This window comes from Bradyrhizobium sp. USDA 4503 (assembly GCF_054055815.1).
The window spans coordinates 48,087-65,155 of the sequence record NZ_JBSRXS010000001.1; the positions used below are offsets into that span (position 1 = coordinate 48,087).

The following is a 17,069-nucleotide window of genomic DNA, read 5'->3' on the forward strand; positions in this document are numbered from 1 at the left end:
TTAGCGTTCGCTTAAGTTCGCTCTGACACGTTGACCTGCAATCACGAAGGAGGCGTTCCGGCGCGTCTGTGTTGACGATTGAGCCGAAGCGCGAGTGCTGTGAGTAGTTTGAGTCTGATCCGCGATTGCCTGGATGCGCTGCTGCATCCGTCGGCGCAATATGATGCGCTGACGCGTGCGCGCCATCGTGCCTTCATGGCGCCGCGGCTGCTCGGCAGCCTGGCGGCGCTTGCCTCGTTCCCTGCCTTTCTTGCGATGCGCGGTGCGCCGACGGCGATCGAGGTCGCGGCATTCGCCTGGCTGATCGCGCCGATCCTGCTGTCGTGGTTCCTGTCGCGCACCGGCCGCTATGAAGGCGCGCATGTGCTGTCGTCGCTGGCGCTCGCCGGTCTCGTGATGATGATCGCGGCGACGACCGGCGGCCTCGCCTCGTTCGCCGCCGTGTGGCTCGTCGTCATTCCGATCGAGGCGGCGCTGTCGGCCTCCCGGCGCGTGGTGGCGTTTGCGTTCGCGCTGGCGATGATCTGCGCGGCGCTGCTGAGCGTGCTCGGCCATTATCATGTACTGCCGGTCGTCGATCCCGCGGTTGCTTCGAACAGCACGCTGGTCGGCTTCGGCGTCGTGTCGGCGATCTTCTACGCCGCCGGGCTCGCCTTCGGTGCGGAGTCGCTGGCGCGCACCAGCGTGGCGCTGCTCTATGTCGAGGAAGAGCGCTACCGCCTGCTCGCGCATAACATGAGCGACGTGCTGTCGCGGCACAGCCGCAACGGCGCGGTGCGCTTCATTTCGCCCGCGGCCGAGAACATGCTCGGCGTGCCGGCATCGCGGCTGTTGGGCCACGGCCTGTTCGACCGCGTTCATGTCGCCGATCGCCCGGCCTATCTCACGGCGCTGTCGGACGCCGCGCGCGGTGACTCCCGCAGCGTCGAGTTCCGCGTGCGCCGTGACGGTGCGCGGGGCGAAGCCGTCGCCGAATTCATCTGGGCCGAGATGCGCTGCCGCCCGCTCGATCAGGCCGCCGCCGATGCCGAGGTCGTCGCCGTGATCCGCGACGTGACCGATCGCAAGGTGCAGGAGCAGGCGCTCGAACAGGCGCGCAATGTGGCCGAGCAGGCCGATGCGTCGAAGACGCGCTTCCTGGCCACCATGAGCCACGAACTGCGCACCCCGCTCAACGCCATCATCGGCTTCTCCGAGATGATCGCGCAGGAAGACGTGCTCGGCCTCGACGTGGCCCGACGCAAGGAATACGCGCAGCTGATCAACGATTCCGGCCAGCATCTGCTGTCGGTCGTCAACGGCATCCTCGACATGTCGAAGATGGAGTCCGGCAATTTCGAGATTTCGCCGGAGCCGTTTGCGCCGCGGCCGGCGCTGCTCAATTGCTGCAATCTTGTGGCGTTGAAGGCGCGCGAGAGCGGCGTCGATCTCGTCACCCGCGTGCCCGACGATCTGCCGATCGTGAACGGCGATCCGCGCGCGTTCAAGCAGATCGTGCTCAATCTGGTCTCGAACGCCATCAAGTTCACCGAGCGCGGCGGCAAGGTCACCGTGTCGGCCGGTGTCGAGGGATCGCGGCTGGTGCTGCGTGTCTCGGACACTGGCGTCGGCATCGCCGCCGATGATCTCAAGCGGATCGGCGATCCGTTCTTCCAGGCCGGCAAGACTTATCAGCGCCGCCACGAGGGCACCGGTCTTGGTCTTTCCATCGTGAAGGGGCTGGTCGGCCTGCACCACGGCGAAATCAATGTGGAGAGCAAGGTGGGCGAGGGCACCATTGTATCGGTCGCGCTGCCGCTGGCGTTCACCCCGCCCGCCGCCGTCGAGCCGTCCAGCAATGTCTCGACCCTGAAGCCCGCGCTGCGTTCCGGACTACAAGAGCAAACCCATCAGGTGAAGAAGAGTGCCTAGACAGACTTTGGATGACGATGAAACGCCGCGCCGTCGCCGCGGCGCCAAGGCAGTGGCCATCGCGGCCGAGGAGGAACGTGGCCTCGTCCTGCGCCTGCTGCTGCACAGTCCGAAGGATCTGGTCGCCGGCGTGCTGGCGACGTCTGCCATCGTTGCGATCCTGATCAATGCGCTGTTCCTGCAGGCGGGCCGTCATCCGTCGCCGATGTTCGGCGGTTCGGTTGTGACGCTGCCGCCGCCGGCCCCGGTTGCCGCGGCCACCAGCCCGATACCGCGCCCGCGTCCGGCCGAGGCGGCTGCCCGATCGGCCGAGCCCGTCGACGTGAAGCCGGTGGAGACCAAGCCGGCCGAGACCAGGTCCGTCGAAGCCAAGCCGGCAGAACCCAAGGTCGAGGCCAAGCCGGTCGATCCGATGGCCAATCTGGTGCTGAAATCGACCACTGCGCCGCCGGCCGCAGCACCGTCCCCGGCCGCCGCGCCGTCCAGCGTCATTCGTCCGCCGGCGTCGATTCCGACACAGCATCTGAGCCCGGCCGGAAAACGCATCGCCGCGATCCAGCGTACACTGACCGAGTATGGCTACGGCCAGCTCAAGCCGACCGGCACGATCGGCGCCGACACCCAGCACGCGATCGCGAAGTTCGAGCGCGCCCGCAAGCTGCCGGTGACCGGACAGATGTCCGATCGCTTGGTGCGCGAGCTCGGCGCGATGATCGGCCATTCGATCGAGTAGTCTCTCTGCGAAGGCATTGAATATGTATTCGTCATGCCCGGGCTTGTCCCGGGCATTGACGTCTTTGAGACTTGTTGCAGCCAAGACGTGGATGGCCGGGACAAGCCCGGCCATGACGAGTTAAGGCGCATCGCCCAGCAGAACGTCCCTGACCTCGTCGGAGAACAGCTTCCTGCGGCCGGCCACCAGCACCCATTCCGGATCGTCGCGATCCGGAATAGCGCGCGGCATGCCGTGATCGAGCAGGGCCTGCGCGCAGGCCACCCAGTCGCCGCCCCTGACCGGCTCGTTGCAGGAGGCCCATGACAAGGAGCCGGACACGTTGTCGCCGAAGCCGTGCTGCTCGGTCCACTCCGCGCCGTGCTCGAGAAGGAATCGCGTCAGGCCGGCATTGCCGCGGAACACCGCGTGATTGAGTGCCGACGCATCCCAATCGCCGCCGCGCACCGTGATCGGCCAGCCGAGCTCGACCATCAGCCGCACCGCATCGTCGCCGCCTGCCGCGGCGAGCTCCGGGAGCAACCGCAATTGCCGCGGTGAAAGTGAACCTGGAAGATCGGGCCGACCGGCCTGGATTCGCCGCGCCTCGTTCTCGTCACCGCTGCTGCACGCCGCGACGAACCGCTCATCATCGGCAAGCGTCTCGTCGCCGGTACGCTCGCGGAGCAACTCGGCGACCTCGGTCAGTCCGAATTGCAGCGCGTACCTGTAGGCGCTGAGCCCGCCTGGTGTCGTGATGCGCGGATCCGCGCCGGCGTCGAGCAGTATCGCGATGCAGGTTCGCGACCGCCGCCGGCGGATCGCCCACAGCAACGGCGAGCCGCATTCGGTCAGCGGCGCGTTGCCGGCGGGTTCGTTTGGATTGCCGCCGTGCCGCAGCAGCAGGTCGAGCGCCGCCACGTTCTCGTCATCGAGCACCTTGTACATCGCGTTGGTGCCGGCGATCCGTGCGCCATGCTCGAGCAGCAGGCCAGTCGTCACCGAGCCTTCGAGCGAGTGGTAGAGCGATTCATTGTCGTTCGGATTGGCGCCCGCTTCGAGCAACAGTTTGGTCAGTTCGAGATCGTGGTTGCGGCCGGCGGCGCCGTACAGCGCTGACAGCGGATTGCTGTCATCGGGTGCGTCGAGCGTTCCGGGCGGCCAGCGGCTGCTGATGTGCTGGTCGGGATCGGCGCCGGCCTGCAGCAGCAGGCGTGCGCAGCGATGCAGCCGCGCTTCAAATTCCGGAATCTGCAGCAGGCTGGAATGCGTCACGGCGACCAGCGGCGGCAGTTTGAACGGACCGCCGGCACGGTTGACCCATGTGGGATCGTCGTTGGCGGTGCGTTGCACTGTCTCCTCGTCACCGATGGCGCAGGCGAGATAGGGATCGTCGGCGACAAGACTGGAATCCTCGGTGAGCATCCGCGCCGCAACGCGCGGATTGGCGCGGTCGGTGGTGCCGGCGACGTCCGCGGCATAGACCAGCTGCAGCCATCGCCGCACGCGATCGGCCTTGCTTTTACCGGACGGCAATTGTGCGTCGACATAGCGCCGCAGGTCCGGCCAGGAGGCGAAGCCGAGATCGCGCGCCACGCAGGACTGCGCATCGTGCAGCCGCAGATTGAGCGCGGCGATTTGAGCGTCGCTGCGCCCGGCCGCAGCCGGAAGCGCATGCCGGAAACGCGCGTAGGCCTCTGGCGCCTGCCGCCGATAAAGGCGAATGAGCTCCTTGGCCTGCTTCTTCAGATGATCGAGATTCAATCGCCCGGGCGATCGGTCCATGGAAACCTCCGTGCATCATCGCCGATGGTCCACAAAACCGGCTGCACAAAGGCTTGGTTGGCCGCTCAATTGCTGCAAGTGGGTTCAACCCTTCCCGTGGACCCGGGCGCGGCTTGCACCGCAGATGCAAGGATATGGGTGACGATTGGTTCGGTCAACCCGCCGCGGCGTGACGACATCTGTGACAATTGGACGTGACCGCGCCGCTGGCCTATAGCTCGGCGCATGCGATTGAAAACCAGCATATGGGTCGCGGCGTATCTGCGCCGCTGCCAGACCGAAGGCGTGTTCGGCGCAGTCCGCAAGAAGGGCGCTGAGGAAGCCGGGGCCGTGTTCGTCAAGGTGGCGCTGATGGACGGCAACGCGATGCTGTATGCGCCGGCGCCGCAGACGGTCTATGACGACAGCCGTCCGGTCGAGCGGCTGTTCGTGCCGACGGCACCACAGCCGGTATCCGAGCCGTCTGTCGAGGAGCGCTTGACCAAGGAGCTCCGCTTCGATCCCGATGCCTGGATCGTCGAGACCGAGGACCGTGCCGGGCGGCACTTCCTCGATCTGGCGAAGGGCTAACTTCCAGACTTCTGATTTCGGACAGCGGGCGCGCTGCCGGGTTGCAACGCGGGGCGCGTCTGCGAGGATGTCGCGCGCACGCGATGGCGCTCATCGTCATAGAGCGACGAGCGATACCTGGCGCGGGCCACCGCCATGGTCGAGCCGCGCCACGCCGCCAGCATTACCAGTGCCGAGCGCTCGCTCAGGCGATCGTAGAGCCGCGACAGCCGATAGACGTAATTGACCGAGGAGCCGGCTTCCGGATTGAGGAACATCAGGATCCGCTGGAACGCGGCGCTCGACACGTCGAGCGCCCGCATCGCGCAGGCGAGCGGCTCGCCGCCGGGATCGTTGACGACGTCCGCGGCGATCCGCGACGGCAGGATCAGCGCCTCGCCGAGTTCGAGCGTGAAGTTATCGAGGTCCTCGGCAAACGCCGCCATCTCCAGGATATGGATTGCGCGCGCGGCGCGCGCGGCCGGGATCCGCGCCGCAGCCTTCAGCGGCGTCTCCTGCAGATTGTGCAGGATCTGCGCGCGCTCCCTCGTGCTGGCGGCAAAGAACATGTCGGAGATTTCGGCGGCATCGTTTGGCCGCATGGCAAGGCTCGCGGCCATCCGCAGCTCGGCTTCCGTCGGGACCTTGGCCGGCAGCGCCGACGGGGCGGGCGCGGGAATTGGCGTGGCCGCCGGCATCGGCTGGTCGGGACCGACGCGGCGCAGCCCGAGCTTGTCCACGATCCGCGCGGGCGTCGCCGGATAGATCGCAAGCCGCGCGCGGACCGCGGCACGCGTCGCGTCGTCGACCTCGTCGATCAGGCGCGTCGTCAACTCGACGAACTGGCGCTCTTCATCGGCGGAGTGGGCGCTCGCCTGCACATAGAGGTCGGTCAGGACGCGCAGCAGCGTCGGGCGGATGTCGACGCCCTCGCGACGGGAGAGCGTCATCAGCCCATCGAAACCAGGAAATAGCGGAGCTGCGCTCATCTCGGGCGTACGCGACTTGCCAGTGAACTTCGGTTTGAAAGCCTTGTGGCAGCGAGCCTACGCAGGCTGTTTTAAGAGGCAGTTAATATTAACCCGCCCTAACCAATTGATCTAAAATGCATCCGGTCCGATCCGGTCCCGGTGCTTAGGACCGTCTGATTACTGTCCGTTCTTCTTCTCCCGGAACTGCTTCCGGGCCTGCATGACGCGGCGGTGGGCCTCCACCTGATCGCGGTCGTAGATCTCGGTCGTCTCTTCCTTGGTGTGGCCGGCCAGCTTGCGGCGGTCGTCCTTGGACGCCCCGGCCTTGCCGCCCTCGGTGATGCCGCCGGCGCGGAGGTCGCGGTTCCACATGCCCTTCGGAAGTCCGGCCGCCTTGAAGTCCGCCTTCCAGCTATTCTGGAAGGTGTGCCGGCTGTAGGGCAGGCTGGTGTCCTTGTTCAGGATCAGCGGACCCTTGCGCTTCGCCTGCGGGACGTGCTCGAGTTCCTCGCAGACCATCGGGCAGGCCGACAGGTCGAATGAGACGGTGACCTCGCTGGTGTCCTCGGTCTTTGTCGGCTTCACCTTCGCCAGGATCAGGTTGGCGTCGATCGCGGCCCAAGTCGGTCCGACCCACTTCATGCCGTAGCCCAGGACGGCGGATGGCCGCGGATCGTCGAGGCCGACCCACTGTCCGATCACATCCCACTGCCGCAGGGTGGTCTCGAACTGGATGGCGTAGGCCAGAGCCCGCTCCGGAGCCCCGGCGGCATGCGCGGCCTTCCTAGCGGCCGTGATCTGGTCGGCGGTCGGCGCATACTGCCGACTGGGCAACTGGTCGAATTCGAGCTCGCTCAGGATCGTCTTGAACTCGGCGCAGCCGGGAAATCGGCAGATGATACCGAACGACACCGCCGCCTTCAGCACCGCCAGCGACATGCGGGCCGCGCCCAAGCCGGATGCCTGCCATTGCCGGAACCAGCGGCGGACATCGCGCCCGTCGCATTCCTCGATCCGGCGGTCGCCGATGTGGACCAGCATCTTCCGAAGATAGACCGCGTAACTCTGCGCGGTGTGCCGCTTGATCGAGGTGTTGTAGGAACTCTCCGGATCGGTCTGGTAGATTTCGAGCAGCGTCTTGAACGTGCGATCGAACCGGACCGCCGGCGCGCGGTCGCCCGACATCCACGCCAGCATGTCGAGCTGGAGGATCTGGGCTTGCTCGACGATCTGTGCCGGCGCCGAAACAAGGTGCGACAGATTCCGGCTCTTGATCGGGTAGCCAGCGCGCACAGCCGCGGCGTCGGCGAACCAGTAGGGCACGTCACCCTCCCTTCGCTTTCGCCATTTCAAGCCCGGGCTTTTCGGGCGGTCCTGCCTGGTATCCATTCTCCCTCCGTGCCGTCAGGGCGTGCCGGGGCCGACTGTGACAGGCCGTTGTAAGTGTCGAAGAACTGCTTGACCGCGGGAACGTATCGGCCCCCAAGCAGGGGGCTGATCTTCGGCATTCCCTGACGCTCGAGCAAGACGGCCAGGCCCCGGAATTCACCCTTTCTTTCGATGCCGAGCACGACCTCGCCGAGCTCGTCGTCGGTCGCGTAGAGCGGCAAAGTATCGAGGGTGAGGGGTGGGCGCTTCACTTATTCGGCCCTCTGTGAAGATAATGCGCAGATCATTCGGCGGCCTCCGGCAATGCGAACTTGCCGCGCCAGGTCTGCCAGGATTTGGTGACCGCGCCGGTTCCGGGGAAGAGATCGGCCAATTCATCGTCGGGCCGCGCGCCGAGCAATTCAAATGCCCAATGGCAGACCGCTTCCGGCTTTGCTCCGGTCAGGCCTTTGCGAAGGGTGATGCTCTCCTGAATCCAGTCCCGCATCACCAACCGCTTGCTGACGACCGGCTTGCGGGCAGGCTTGATAATGACGGGCTCCCAGGCATAAGCGACTGAGACATTTCGCTTGAACGCGGCGAAGCCCTTTACCCACGAACACCACCGCGCGCCGGTCTTTTGGACCAGAGCCGAATAAAGGGCGATGCTGTCGGGCGTGGCGCTTAGGTGAAGCACCCAGCCGTCAAACTCGGACTCCAGCCGATCAACAAGATTGTCATGCGTGACCGGATTATCCCAGTCGAGCGCATCGGGATGGTGCTCAGCATAGAGCTTGCCGCAACCAAGATAGGGCGGGTCGGCGTAACCGAGCCTCATTTGCATTCCTCGGAAACAGGTGAAGTGGAGACAAACTTTGGCGCCTGCCGGATTCGTCCGAAGTGAACGCCCCAATTGGCCAGGAGGGGCTGACAATCTTCACCGTGCTTAGCGTGACAAACGGGGCACTCGCCCCATCGGCATCGCTCGGTCGGCGTCAATTCCCTTTCGGTCATGGTGCGTCCTCGTGAAGTACTGAAACGGAGGCGCGCTTGCAGAACTCAATAAATGTGAGGTCTGGCATCACGTCCGATATTTCAATGAAGCGGCTATAGCGGGCCTTATCTCGCGTCGTCGCGATCATGGTCCGGGGGTGCCCTGCGTAGGTCACCACAAAGGCGCGGTGCTGGTCGCCGATGTCCTTGAGGTGCTGTGCAAGCGCCGCGCGCCCCTCGTCAGTGACGAAAAAGTATCGCATCGACTGGCCGCGCCTGCCTTCCGCCCAGAAAGGTGAGGCGGCCATCTCATCAGCCAGGGCGCCATCAGTCGCATAACAATTGCGATAGCTCTCGACGGTCGGATCGAGCGGACGACCTAGTGCGTGGTCGATCCTGTCCATCGCCTTGTCCTTGAGGTATCTGTCAACGGACTGGCTCATGACCCCTCCTGCGGAGCAAATGCGGTGGTCATGATCGCCCCTTGAAGCTGCCGCGGATCGACTTCACGTATTTGACGAAGCCGCCCTTCGACGCATAGAAGCCAGGGAGATGATCGCGCCCAAGGTGAACGCGGAGCCGAAAGGCGCGGCTCGATACTGCGCCCTCAGATCGGCCGATCGAGGTGGCAATCTGCTTGAAGGTCAGACCGCTTTCAGCGCCTTCGCGGATCTTACGATCCTCGTCAGCCGTCCAGGAAATGCTTCGGTTTTTGGTCTGCTCGAGCCTAGTCGCCCATTTGCAGTTGCTCGGCTCATAATTGCCGTCGTTGTCGATGCGCTCGATGCTGAAGCCCTTACCGGGGTGTTCGCCCATATCGGCCAGGAAGTTCTCGAACTCGTCCCAGCGTGGGGCGCCGCGGTATTGAGGCAGTCGTCAAGACCGAGATGACGCGCCGGGCCACGATCGAGTGGGTTCGCGAAAAGCTCGGGGTCGCTTTTGCGGCGCTTTTTTCGTTCCTGAGTGTAGCAAATGCCGCGGGGACTGTCCCCGGCTTTTCGCTTACCCCCCAGTTCGACAACACAGGCAAAGTTGCCCCTGGTTGCAAGCTTTATGTGATCCAGGCTGGGACGGTCTCGACCCCCCAGAACGCCTATCAGGACACTGGGCTCACGATCCTTCAGCCCAATCCGCTGACCTGTGACGCGACCGGTCGGCTCCCGCAATGGTTCGTCGCCGATGGCACGATCAAGCTTCGGCTGACCGACAAGAACGGTGTTCAGATCTTCGTCGGCGACAGCTTGTTGGTCGTCGGCCCTTCGACCGGCGGTGGCGGCGGGGGCGGTACGGTCGATCCTACGACTATCGCAGCAACTGGCGATATGAAGGCGTCCTATGGGACTTCAGTCCTGTCCGGATGGGTGCGCATGAACGGGCGCACGATTGGATCAGCAACGAGTGGTGCCACTGAACGAGCGAATGCCGATTGCCAAGCGCTGTTTATTTACCTGTGGGGCGCCGACCCAAACCTTGCCGTAGCCGGCGGCCGGGGAGCGAGTGCAGCCGCTGACTGGGCGGCGAACAAGACCATAGTGTTGCCAGACCTCCGAGGTCGAGTAGTCGGCGGCTTGGACGATATGGGAAGCACGACTGCAGGGCGCCTGACATCCACTTACTTCGGCGGGAATTTGCCAACGGTGCTAGGTATCGGATCCGGCTCACAGAGCCAGGTGTTGACTACTGGAAATTTGCCGCCCTACACGCCGGTCGGTTCTCTGTCGCTCTCTACTCCTGTTTCAACGTCGGTCACAACGACGGTCACGGGTAGCGCAACCGTTGTATCTACAGTTGCCAACATTGTTACCGCCAATAACGTGATATCGTCGAACGCTGCGGGAGGCGCCAATATTCAACTCCAGCCGCCAGCCACTGCGACGAGTATAACGTCAACTGGCTCTATCTCTGCATCCGCCTCATCTTCTGCCACGTCAACGGCGACGCCAACTGGCAGCTTTATAGGCTCAGCGCAAGGTGGAACGAGCGCGCCATTCTCGGTTGTTCAGCCAACGCTTCTCACCACGTTCTACATCAAACTTTGAGGCGCGGATGTCCATCATCCTGAACGCTGCGGCGACGAACAACGCTGACTGGAAAACGGTGTTCGAGTTCACAGATTCGGATACCGGAGACCTGATCGATTTCACGGGCGCGACGATCGAAATCGATGTGAAGGATTATGACGGATGCCGCCGCATCTGCGCGTCTACCGGTAACGGGAAGATCACCATCACAGCTCCAGGCACATTCGAATTGGACGTGCCAGCAAGCGAGATGGCCTGCTTGTGCCCCGCGTCGTATCAGATCGGTGGCGTGTACTCGTTGAACGGTGACACAATTTCGCTGTTCACAGGATCTCTTGCCGTCGTCTCAGGAGTGGCGCGCTTATGACGACTGCACTCCTCAAGATTAAGGTTCTCCCCAAGCCGACCATCAGGGGGAAGATGGACGTTCGCTTCCCGGCGAACGTTGCTGCCAATCCATTTCTTGTCGTCGAGCGTGTTGGTAGCGGCTACGTCTTTAGGCCGGACTTCACAATCTTGGATTCCTCAGCGATCCTTGATCCGGCTGCCACGCTCGTGGCGGTGTATGACATTGGTGCGGGCATCTTCAAGCAGATCACGCTTTCGGCGCTGATCGCCAGCACGACGCAGATTGATCAGCACATCACCGCGGCTGGCCCTGTTCCGATTCTCAACAATGCCGGTATCGTTCGCGTAGATCAGGCGGTCGGAGCGCCGATCACGCTCACGCTGCCGCTTGCGTCGGCCAAAACGTGCCCCGTCTTGATCTCGGATTGGAAGGGCGACGCCGGCACCAACAACATCACGATCAATCTTGCCGGGGCCGACAAGTTCCCGGGCGGTCTTACGTCATGGACGATCGCGGGAGACACAGGAAGTGTGTTCTTGCGGCCCATCGCTGGAGTTGGATACGCACTGTGAAACATCTACATAAGCTTCTCGCGGTCGCTTCGGCGGCCTTTTTTCTTGCCTCATCGGCACTCGCCCAGAATTCCGGCGCGGTCACGAACCACGCTTTTGCGATCGGGAAGGGGCCGGGGACGACTGGATATGCGTCGCTGCTGTGCACGTCCGCCCAACTCGCGGTCGGCCAAGCCGCAGCAGATCCAATCTGCCGAACAATGTCCGGCGATGCGACACTCTCGGCTGCTGGTGCACTCACTTTAGCGACGGTCAATTCGAACGTTGGCTCGTTCGGTTCGGCGACCAACTGCACGACCATCACGGTCAACGCCAAGGGCCTGATAACAGCGGCATCACAAACGACGTGCACGCCCGCTGTTGGCAGCATTACTGGCCTCGGAACCGGAGTTGCAACTGCGCTCGGCATCGCCACGAATGGCGCGGGTGGCTTTGTCACTTCGCCTGTTGCGAATGCCAACCTTGCGACCATGGCTGCGAATACCGTCAAGGCCAACGGCACCGCGGGGGTCGCGGCGCCAACCGATATCGCCTGCCCCACGGGGGGCGTCGTGGGGCGCAACGGTTCCAGCAACGTTGCTTGTCAGCTTATCGTTGATGCCAACGTCTTCTCAAGTGCCGCTATCGCTACGACTAAGATTGCGTTTGGGACCGGTGTTGCAACCGCATCTGCAAATGCCTTGAATGCATCTGGCGGCCTCGTCGGATTCTCTGGAGCCCTTGGTACCCCGACTTCGGGCACCCTCACTAACGCGACTGGACTGCCGCTTTCGGGCCTTACTACCCAAGCTGCAAATACGCTCGTCGCCAACGCAACCGGTTCGTCTGCGTCTCCGACCGCAGTAGATATCTCGACACTGACATCAAAGGCCAGCCCGGGAGCTGGCGACTACGTTCTTCTTTCCGATCAAGCCGCGGCTGGCGCGCTGAAGAAAGCGACTGTCTCGTCGATCGCGTCTGCGGGCTCTGTTGCTTCGATCGACGCAAAGACCGGCTCGTTTACGACCGGAAACGGCATCGACACGACCGCCGGCAACGTCATCGAATTGACTGCTGCTCGGCGCACGCTGCCGACTACACAGGTCTTCACGTCGGGTTCGGGCACCTACAATACGCCAGCAAACGTCCAGTGGATTCGCGTGACGCTGATCGGCGGGGGCGGTGGTGGTCAGGCCTCGGGCACCAGCGCCGGAGCGGGCTCCGCTGGCGGGGCGACCTGTTGGAATACCTCTGGCGCCGCCTGCACCGCACCTTTCGCCTCGGCCACCGGAGGTGGTGGCAATAGCGGCGCTGCTGTAGCTGGCGGCAGCTGGACCGGTAGCTGCAACCTTACCACGGTCAACGGCGGCGGTGGGCAGGGCAATGCTAACGTGCAATCGCAAGGCGGCATGGGCGGCTCTTCCACCATGGGCGGCGGCGGCGCGGGAGCGCAGTTCGGCAATACCTCGGCTCCGCTCTCGGGCGGCACGAATACCGGCGGCGGTGGCGGCGGGGCGACGGCGACAACGGGTAACGTGTCGGGCGGTGGCGGTGGCGCGGGCGGGACTTGCAAGTTCGTTCTCGGCACGCCGGCAGCATCTTACACCTACACTGTTGGTGCTGGTGGCACTGGCGGGACGGCGGGCGGTTCTGGCGCAGCCGGAGGAGCTGGTGCGGCCGGCTATATCATCGTTGAAGAGTTCTATAACTCATAAAGGCCGACGATGACGGATCGAATCTCGCTTTCCTACTTCGGCGCGGCGAACGACGGCTCGGCTTGTGTCACTGCAGCTTGGAACGCGATGACGGCTGCAGCGAAGGCAAGTGGCAAGAACATCAGCGTTCCCAAGGGCACCTACCGTTTCGACAGTAGGCCGGAAAAGCTGGATTTCTGTGCGCACTGGATTGGTGCTGGTCAGTCGAATACTGGCGCGATGCTGATCAAGAATTACGCAGAAGCGGTCTCTGATAACGGAATGATCGAGTTCGCTCCTGGCGCTGACGGGACCAGATTTGGTGGGTTCTTCATCAAGAACCAACTCGGCGGAGGTACGTTGATCGCGGCGAAAGCAACCGCCGATCTCACGATGACCAATTTGGTGCTGGAAGACCTAAATCTATCGACGCTCGACAACATCTGTCCAGACTACATGGTCCGCTTTGATGGATCGCTCAAGGCGACTGGCGCCAAAGGATGTAGAGTCAACGCACTGCGCAACGTGATCATGTTCGGCGCAAATTATGCATCAGCGGCATTTAAGGGCTGCGATGGTTTGTGGTGGCACGGTGGAGGCATCTATCCCGCCGGATCCCAGTCTCAATATGCCGGTGCGCTCGCTATTTCCGGAACAGCATGTGTACCGTCCGCGGGCATCGTCATCGACATTCAAACCTGTAACCAGATCATCCTGACACAATGCTCTGGGGTCAACGCTCGGTTTGTATCGATCGGCGCGCTAGGCGGCGTTTCGATCTCGAACGACAATACAGCATCGTACTGCTGTGTGTCTGGCTTGCGCTCAGGGTCATCTCAAATGAACTGGGCTAACAGTTCTGCGGTCAATTAGGCAGACGCGCGAGTTTCAGCCGCCCTCGGGCGGCTTTTTCTTTGGAGATCCAATGACTGACCTCGTTGCCCTCAAGGCCGCGAACGCTGCACGCTGGGCAAAGGCCAAGTTGACGCGGAACTTTACCGGCGTCGCAAAGCGGCTCGTCGCGCCAGAGGCCAAGGCTCGCTACCAGGCGGTATCCGCCAAGACTGGCGTTCCGTGGCCGTTCATCGCTGTTGCTCATGAGCGCGAGGCTTCCCAGAACTGGAACACCCAGCTCGGGCAGGGGGACCCGCTGAACAAAGTCTCTACGCATATCCCAAAGGGACGAGGCCCGTTCAAGACTTGGGAGGACGGCGCTTATGATGCGTTGGTGAATTGTGGGCCCTTCGCGGCCCGCAACAAGGATTGGAGCATCGGTGGAACGCTGGCGTTGCTCGAGCAGTACAATGGGCTCGGCTACTACAAGCGCGGCCTGCCGTCTCCCTATGTGTGGTCCGGAACGGATCAATACAGCCGCGGGAAGTATGTCGCGGACGGTGTTTTTGATCCTGAGGAGGTCGATGTGCAGCTCGGCTGCGCAGGGCTGTTGATGGCGATGATGCAGCTTGATCCGTCGATCAAGTTCGATGGGGCGCCGGCAATCGCCAACCCTCCGTTGCCGGCGACCGGGAACGTGCAGGACGGCGTATGGCTGCAGAGTTCGCTGAACACCCTCGGCGCAAACCCGCCGTTGGTTGTCGATGGCATTGTCGGGCCAGCTACCCGCAATGCTGTGCGCGCGTTCCAAATGACCAAGAGCCTTGTGGTGGACGGCTTGGTGGGCCCGGCAACAAGCGCAGCTATCGAGGCTGCACTGGCGGTTGGCAAGCCTGTCCCGACGATGCCGGTACCGCCTGAGATCACGCTGCCGCCGCCAGGTACAAAGGCGCGTGCGGATCTGGCGCCGACGTTCTGGGGGCGCTTTCTCGATCTCTTCAAGGCGAAGGTGGGCTGATGATTGGACGTCTGAATGATTGGGGCCGCGTTCTGGTTTCTGTTGTCGTGGTTAGCGGTTTTATCGGGATCACTGTTATCTACATGACTCGGAAGCTTGACGGGAATCCGGTCCCGGAAATCCTGTCGATCCTTCTTGGCGCGCTCGCCACGAACTTCACGGCAGTTGTCGGCTACTGGATCGGTTCTTCAGCCTCGTCAAGCGCGAAAGACGCGACGCTGGATAGGGTGATCAAACCATGATCGCGATACTCGCCGCTCTGCCAGCGATCCTTGGCGCGCTCGCTGGCATGGTGCCGGCCATCGTTCAACTATTCACGTTGAAGGCCAACAATGCCCAGCAACTCGCAATGGCTCAGCTCCAGCTACAGGCTCAAAAGGAAGGCGTCGCTCTACAGGTCGATCTCGCTAACGCTCAGGCTGATGTTCGACAGGCAGACGCTATTTACAGTTTTGGCAACGGCCCTTCTGGCAACAAGTTTGTTGACGCGCTGGCAGTATTTGTCCGCCCCTACGTCACGCTGGTTTTCTTCCACCTTTGGGTTCTGATGGAAATCGGCTTGTTCATCTACGGTGTGAACAACGGATACGACCTCGGGCAACTGGTCAAACTGATGTGGCCGGCGGAAACCCAAGCCATGTTCGGCGCGATCATCGGCTTCTGGTTCGGCGACCGCATGATGCTCCGCGGTCAACAGAAGATGGCCGCGACCCTCGCAGTCACGCAACAAACCACCTCCACGAAAGGGACTTCCTCATGACGACCTGGCTTATCTCGGGCGCAATCGGATTCGCTGCCGGCGGCGCTGTGGTCTGGTTTTTTAAGGAGCGCATCCAGGTGCTCGTGATTGGCGCAAATGCCCTCTCTGCAAAGCTTCATGCCAAGGCGGATGCGATTGCAGCAGCAGCGCGCAAGCTGTGAAGATAAGTGCAGATGGCGGGGGCTGAATGGGGCGAACTCGCCATCAAGGCGATCATTGCATTGGCGTCGGGGGCTGGCGGCGTCTTTATTGGAATCTGGAAATGGGGCCGCTCCAGTGCGAAGGCTGAGCAGGCCGTCAAGGACGATTACACCGGCAAGATTACGGCTCTTCGGGAGGAAGTGAGGAAGGACATGACCTCGCATGCTCAGAAAGTCGAAGACGGAAATGATCTGTTGGTGGCTCAATTCAAGGAGTCGTTCGACGGCATCCGTCGCCAACACGACGATCTCAAGCTCGATGTCGAAAAGCGGTTCATGCTGAAGGACGATTTCCGGGATTTCCGTGAAGAGTACCGCGAAGACATCAGGGATCTCAAAGCGCTCATAGCTTCCAAAAAACAATGAAGCAGATGCGCTGCATTGGCGATTTGGCGGTATGGACCGTCATTGTCCTCGCCACTTCGATCGTTCTCCTGGTGGTCGCCTACCTATCAACCGCGCACGCTGAGGAGCCGAAGTTTAACGGATACACCTGCGAAGACGCGCGTCGCGTCGTGGCTGAGGTCGGAAAGGTGAGGGCGATGGCTCTCGCGATCGAAAGCGGTCTTTCACTTCGTCAGATTTGGCAAATTCGGCGCAGCTGCAAGCTGTAGCCAATCCCAATCGCCGGCATGTCTGACCCGGCGATGCTCAGCCTGAATGCCTTCAGGCCGTTTCCTCCCTAGACTTGCCCGGCTGCCGCGAGGTGGCCTGGCCTTTTTTTGTTTAAGGGAAGCTCTTGGTCACGATCGTGCCCGGCGGCACGATTGAGTTTGGCGCCACAGTGGCGCCTCTCAGAATGAATGCGCCAACTCCAATTGTAGACCCGCTTCCGATATTGACAGGTTTGTCAAGAAGCAGGCCTCCCATGTCTTTGGGGTGGCCAATGGTGAAGATCGAAATAGCCTGCACTTTGCGTTTCGTTGCTGATAACGGATGTGAGATGTTGTCGAAGATGTTGACATTCGGTCCTATGATTACGTCATCTCCGATCTTTATCGAGACGCCGGACCAAATGCGAACCCCAACGTCGATATAGCAGCGCTGTCCGATCTCAATGTCTCCGCCGTGAGGAAGGGCGCAGAGTTCGCCATTGACGAATGTATTGCGGCCAACTCGGATATAACGGTTGCTGTCTCGCGGATTTAATATTCTGGCTTTAGAACCAATTTTCGCTCCTGGAGCCAATTCACACGTTGATCGGCCGAGAGCTACTTTTGCGAGATAATTGAAATTCCAGTTCATATTTGTGGTCGATTTCCGACCTCACGAAGTATTGCGCGAACTAGGATGGCGACAAGGGAGACAAGGCCAACGACGACCAATATACCCACCAGAATTGTCCACCACATG

General features: G+C 62.2%; 22 protein-coding genes. 15 read left to right on the top strand and 7 right to left on the bottom strand.

Features of this window, described 5'->3' with window-relative positions:
• Positions 1 to 99: 99 nt before the first annotated feature.
• Positions 100 to 1,911, top strand: coding sequence for a PAS domain-containing sensor histidine kinase (locus tag ACVMIH_RS00210; protein ID WP_200844492.1), 1,812 nt, complete (start codon positions 100 to 102; stop codon positions 1,909 to 1,911).
• On the top strand, positions 1,904 to 2,644 hold the full coding sequence (locus ACVMIH_RS00215; protein ID WP_456860272.1) for a peptidoglycan-binding domain-containing protein: 741 nt from the start codon (positions 1,904 to 1,906) through the stop codon (positions 2,642 to 2,644). The genes ACVMIH_RS00210 and ACVMIH_RS00215 overlap by 8 nt, the downstream gene beginning before the upstream one ends.
• A 120-nt stretch (positions 2,645 to 2,764) precedes the next feature.
• On the opposite strand, the gene ACVMIH_RS00220 is transcribed toward ACVMIH_RS00215, so the two are convergent.
• Positions 2,765 to 4,408, bottom strand: a complete 1,644-nt coding sequence (locus ACVMIH_RS00220; RefSeq protein ID WP_057020193.1) for an ankyrin repeat domain-containing protein — start codon at positions 4,406 to 4,408, stop codon at positions 2,765 to 2,767.
• A gap of 225 nt (positions 4,409 to 4,633) precedes the next feature.
• On the opposite strand from ACVMIH_RS00220, the gene ACVMIH_RS00225 reads away from it, so the two are divergent.
• Entirely contained in the window at positions 4,634 to 4,978 is a 345-nt protein-coding gene (locus ACVMIH_RS00225) for a DUF1491 family protein (protein ID WP_016841837.1), read from the top strand.
• Here ACVMIH_RS00225 and ACVMIH_RS00230 read toward each other — a convergent pair.
• The 5 genes from ACVMIH_RS00230 to ACVMIH_RS00250 all read right to left on the bottom strand — a co-directional run bounded on the left by ACVMIH_RS00230 (position 4,975) and on the right by ACVMIH_RS00250 (position 8,732).
• Positions 4,975 to 5,907 (bottom strand): DUF2336 domain-containing protein, encoded by a 933-nt coding sequence (locus tag ACVMIH_RS00230; protein ID WP_156436513.1) that lies wholly within the window; start codon positions 5,905 to 5,907, stop codon positions 4,975 to 4,977. The genes ACVMIH_RS00225 and ACVMIH_RS00230 overlap by 4 nt on opposite strands.
• 198 nt (positions 5,908 to 6,105) lie before the next feature.
• Complete coding sequence (locus ACVMIH_RS00235; protein WP_456860274.1) at positions 6,106 to 7,251, bottom strand: integrase; 1,146 nt, start codon at positions 7,249 to 7,251, stop codon at positions 6,106 to 6,108.
• A 26-nt stretch (positions 7,252 to 7,277) separates the two neighbouring features.
• Positions 7,278 to 7,568: a hypothetical protein gene (locus tag ACVMIH_RS00240; RefSeq protein WP_456860276.1), complete on the bottom strand. Its 291-nt coding sequence runs from the start codon at positions 7,566 to 7,568 to the stop codon at positions 7,278 to 7,280.
• Positions 7,569 to 7,600: 32 nt separating this feature from the next.
• Complete coding sequence (locus tag ACVMIH_RS00245; RefSeq protein ID WP_456860278.1) at positions 7,601 to 8,134, bottom strand: hypothetical protein; 534 nt, start codon at positions 8,132 to 8,134, stop codon at positions 7,601 to 7,603.
• Positions 8,135 to 8,306: 172 nt separating this feature from the next.
• Positions 8,307 to 8,732 (bottom strand): hypothetical protein, encoded by a 426-nt coding sequence (locus ACVMIH_RS00250; protein WP_456860280.1) that lies wholly within the window; start codon positions 8,730 to 8,732, stop codon positions 8,307 to 8,309.
• 109 nt (positions 8,733 to 8,841) lie between these two features.
• Between ACVMIH_RS00250 and ACVMIH_RS00255 the strand changes: the two genes are divergently transcribed.
• Genes ACVMIH_RS00255 through ACVMIH_RS00310 form a run of 12 tightly spaced genes read left to right on the top strand, consistent with a single transcriptional unit; the run spans position 8,842 to position 16,330 of the window.
• Positions 8,842 to 9,180, top strand: coding sequence for a hypothetical protein (locus ACVMIH_RS00255; protein WP_456860282.1), 339 nt, complete (start codon positions 8,842 to 8,844; stop codon positions 9,178 to 9,180).
• Positions 9,177 to 10,328, top strand: a complete 1,152-nt coding sequence (locus tag ACVMIH_RS00260; protein ID WP_456860284.1) for a hypothetical protein — start codon at positions 9,177 to 9,179, stop codon at positions 10,326 to 10,328. Before ACVMIH_RS00255 ends, ACVMIH_RS00260 begins: the two co-directional genes overlap by 4 nt.
• A gap of 7 nt (positions 10,329 to 10,335) precedes the next feature.
• Complete coding sequence (locus ACVMIH_RS00265; protein ID WP_456860286.1) at positions 10,336 to 10,677, top strand: hypothetical protein; 342 nt, start codon at positions 10,336 to 10,338, stop codon at positions 10,675 to 10,677.
• Positions 10,674 to 11,231, top strand: a complete 558-nt coding sequence (locus ACVMIH_RS00270) for a hypothetical protein (RefSeq protein ID WP_456860288.1) — start codon at positions 10,674 to 10,676, stop codon at positions 11,229 to 11,231. The genes ACVMIH_RS00265 and ACVMIH_RS00270 overlap by 4 nt, the downstream gene beginning before the upstream one ends.
• Positions 11,228 to 12,925: a hypothetical protein gene (locus tag ACVMIH_RS00275; protein ID WP_456860290.1), complete on the top strand. Its 1,698-nt coding sequence runs from the start codon at positions 11,228 to 11,230 to the stop codon at positions 12,923 to 12,925. Before ACVMIH_RS00270 ends, ACVMIH_RS00275 begins: the two co-directional genes overlap by 4 nt.
• A gap of 9 nt (positions 12,926 to 12,934) precedes the next feature.
• Positions 12,935 to 13,777 (top strand): hypothetical protein, encoded by an 843-nt coding sequence (locus ACVMIH_RS00280; RefSeq protein ID WP_456860292.1) that lies wholly within the window; start codon positions 12,935 to 12,937, stop codon positions 13,775 to 13,777.
• A gap of 52 nt (positions 13,778 to 13,829) precedes the next feature.
• On the top strand, positions 13,830 to 14,756 hold the full coding sequence (locus ACVMIH_RS00285) for a peptidoglycan-binding protein (RefSeq protein WP_456860294.1): 927 nt from the start codon (positions 13,830 to 13,832) through the stop codon (positions 14,754 to 14,756).
• Complete coding sequence (locus ACVMIH_RS00290) at positions 14,756 to 14,998, top strand: hypothetical protein (protein ID WP_456860296.1); 243 nt, start codon at positions 14,756 to 14,758, stop codon at positions 14,996 to 14,998. Before ACVMIH_RS00285 ends, ACVMIH_RS00290 begins: the two co-directional genes overlap by 1 nt.
• The gene (locus tag ACVMIH_RS00295) at positions 14,995 to 15,516 is read left to right on the top strand and encodes a hypothetical protein (RefSeq protein ID WP_456860298.1); all 522 of its coding nucleotides are present in this window, start codon (positions 14,995 to 14,997) and stop codon (positions 15,514 to 15,516) included. The genes ACVMIH_RS00290 and ACVMIH_RS00295 overlap by 4 nt, the downstream gene beginning before the upstream one ends.
• Positions 15,513 to 15,677, top strand: coding sequence for a hypothetical protein (locus ACVMIH_RS00300; RefSeq protein WP_456860300.1), 165 nt, complete (start codon positions 15,513 to 15,515; stop codon positions 15,675 to 15,677). The genes ACVMIH_RS00295 and ACVMIH_RS00300 overlap by 4 nt, the downstream gene beginning before the upstream one ends.
• A gap of 12 nt (positions 15,678 to 15,689) precedes the next feature.
• Entirely contained in the window at positions 15,690 to 16,082 is a 393-nt protein-coding gene (locus ACVMIH_RS00305; protein ID WP_456860302.1) for a hypothetical protein, read from the top strand.
• Entirely contained in the window at positions 16,079 to 16,330 is a 252-nt protein-coding gene (locus ACVMIH_RS00310) for a hypothetical protein (protein WP_456860303.1), read from the top strand. Before ACVMIH_RS00305 ends, ACVMIH_RS00310 begins: the two co-directional genes overlap by 4 nt.
• Positions 16,331 to 16,442: 112 nt before the next feature.
• Here the strand turns inward: ACVMIH_RS00310 and ACVMIH_RS00315 are convergent, their stop codons facing one another.
• Positions 16,443 to 16,961, bottom strand: a complete 519-nt coding sequence (locus ACVMIH_RS00315) for an acyltransferase (protein WP_456860305.1) — start codon at positions 16,959 to 16,961, stop codon at positions 16,443 to 16,445.
• Positions 16,962 to 17,069 lie beyond the last annotated feature (108 nt).

Excerpts from the sequence above, each read along its gene's own strand:
- ACVMIH_RS00220 (WP_057020193.1), bottom strand. The coding sequence starts at position 4,408 with ATGGACCGATCGCCCGGGCGATTGAATCTCGATCATCTGAAGAAGCAG.
- ACVMIH_RS00225 (WP_016841837.1), top strand. The coding sequence starts at position 4,634 with ATGCGATTGAAAACCAGCATATGGGTCGCGGCGTATCTGCGCCGCTGC.
- ACVMIH_RS00230 (WP_156436513.1), bottom strand. The coding sequence starts at position 5,907 with ATGACGCTCTCCCGTCGCGAGGGCGTCGACATCCGCCCGACGCTGCTG.
- ACVMIH_RS00245 (WP_456860278.1), bottom strand. The coding sequence starts at position 8,134 with ATGAGGCTCGGTTACGCCGACCCGCCCTATCTTGGTTGCGGCAAGCTC.
- ACVMIH_RS00250 (WP_456860280.1), bottom strand. The coding sequence starts at position 8,732 with ATGAGCCAGTCCGTTGACAGATACCTCAAGGACAAGGCGATGGACAGG.
- ACVMIH_RS00255 (WP_456860282.1), top strand. The coding sequence starts at position 8,842 with ATGATCGCGCCCAAGGTGAACGCGGAGCCGAAAGGCGCGGCTCGATAC.
- ACVMIH_RS00260 (WP_456860284.1), top strand. The coding sequence starts at position 9,177 with ATGACGCGCCGGGCCACGATCGAGTGGGTTCGCGAAAAGCTCGGGGTC.
- ACVMIH_RS00265 (WP_456860286.1), top strand. The coding sequence starts at position 10,336 with ATGTCCATCATCCTGAACGCTGCGGCGACGAACAACGCTGACTGGAAA.
- ACVMIH_RS00270 (WP_456860288.1), top strand. The coding sequence starts at position 10,674 with ATGACGACTGCACTCCTCAAGATTAAGGTTCTCCCCAAGCCGACCATC.
- ACVMIH_RS00280 (WP_456860292.1), top strand. The coding sequence starts at position 12,935 with ATGACGGATCGAATCTCGCTTTCCTACTTCGGCGCGGCGAACGACGGC.
- ACVMIH_RS00285 (WP_456860294.1), top strand. The coding sequence starts at position 13,830 with ATGACTGACCTCGTTGCCCTCAAGGCCGCGAACGCTGCACGCTGGGCA.
- ACVMIH_RS00290 (WP_456860296.1), top strand. The coding sequence starts at position 14,756 with ATGATTGGACGTCTGAATGATTGGGGCCGCGTTCTGGTTTCTGTTGTC.
- ACVMIH_RS00295 (WP_456860298.1), top strand. The coding sequence starts at position 14,995 with ATGATCGCGATACTCGCCGCTCTGCCAGCGATCCTTGGCGCGCTCGCT.
- ACVMIH_RS00300 (WP_456860300.1), top strand. The coding sequence starts at position 15,513 with ATGACGACCTGGCTTATCTCGGGCGCAATCGGATTCGCTGCCGGCGGC.
- ACVMIH_RS00305 (WP_456860302.1), top strand. The coding sequence starts at position 15,690 with ATGGCGGGGGCTGAATGGGGCGAACTCGCCATCAAGGCGATCATTGCA.
- ACVMIH_RS00310 (WP_456860303.1), top strand. The coding sequence starts at position 16,079 with ATGAAGCAGATGCGCTGCATTGGCGATTTGGCGGTATGGACCGTCATT.
- ACVMIH_RS00315 (WP_456860305.1), bottom strand. The coding sequence starts at position 16,961 with ATGAACTGGAATTTCAATTATCTCGCAAAAGTAGCTCTCGGCCGATCA.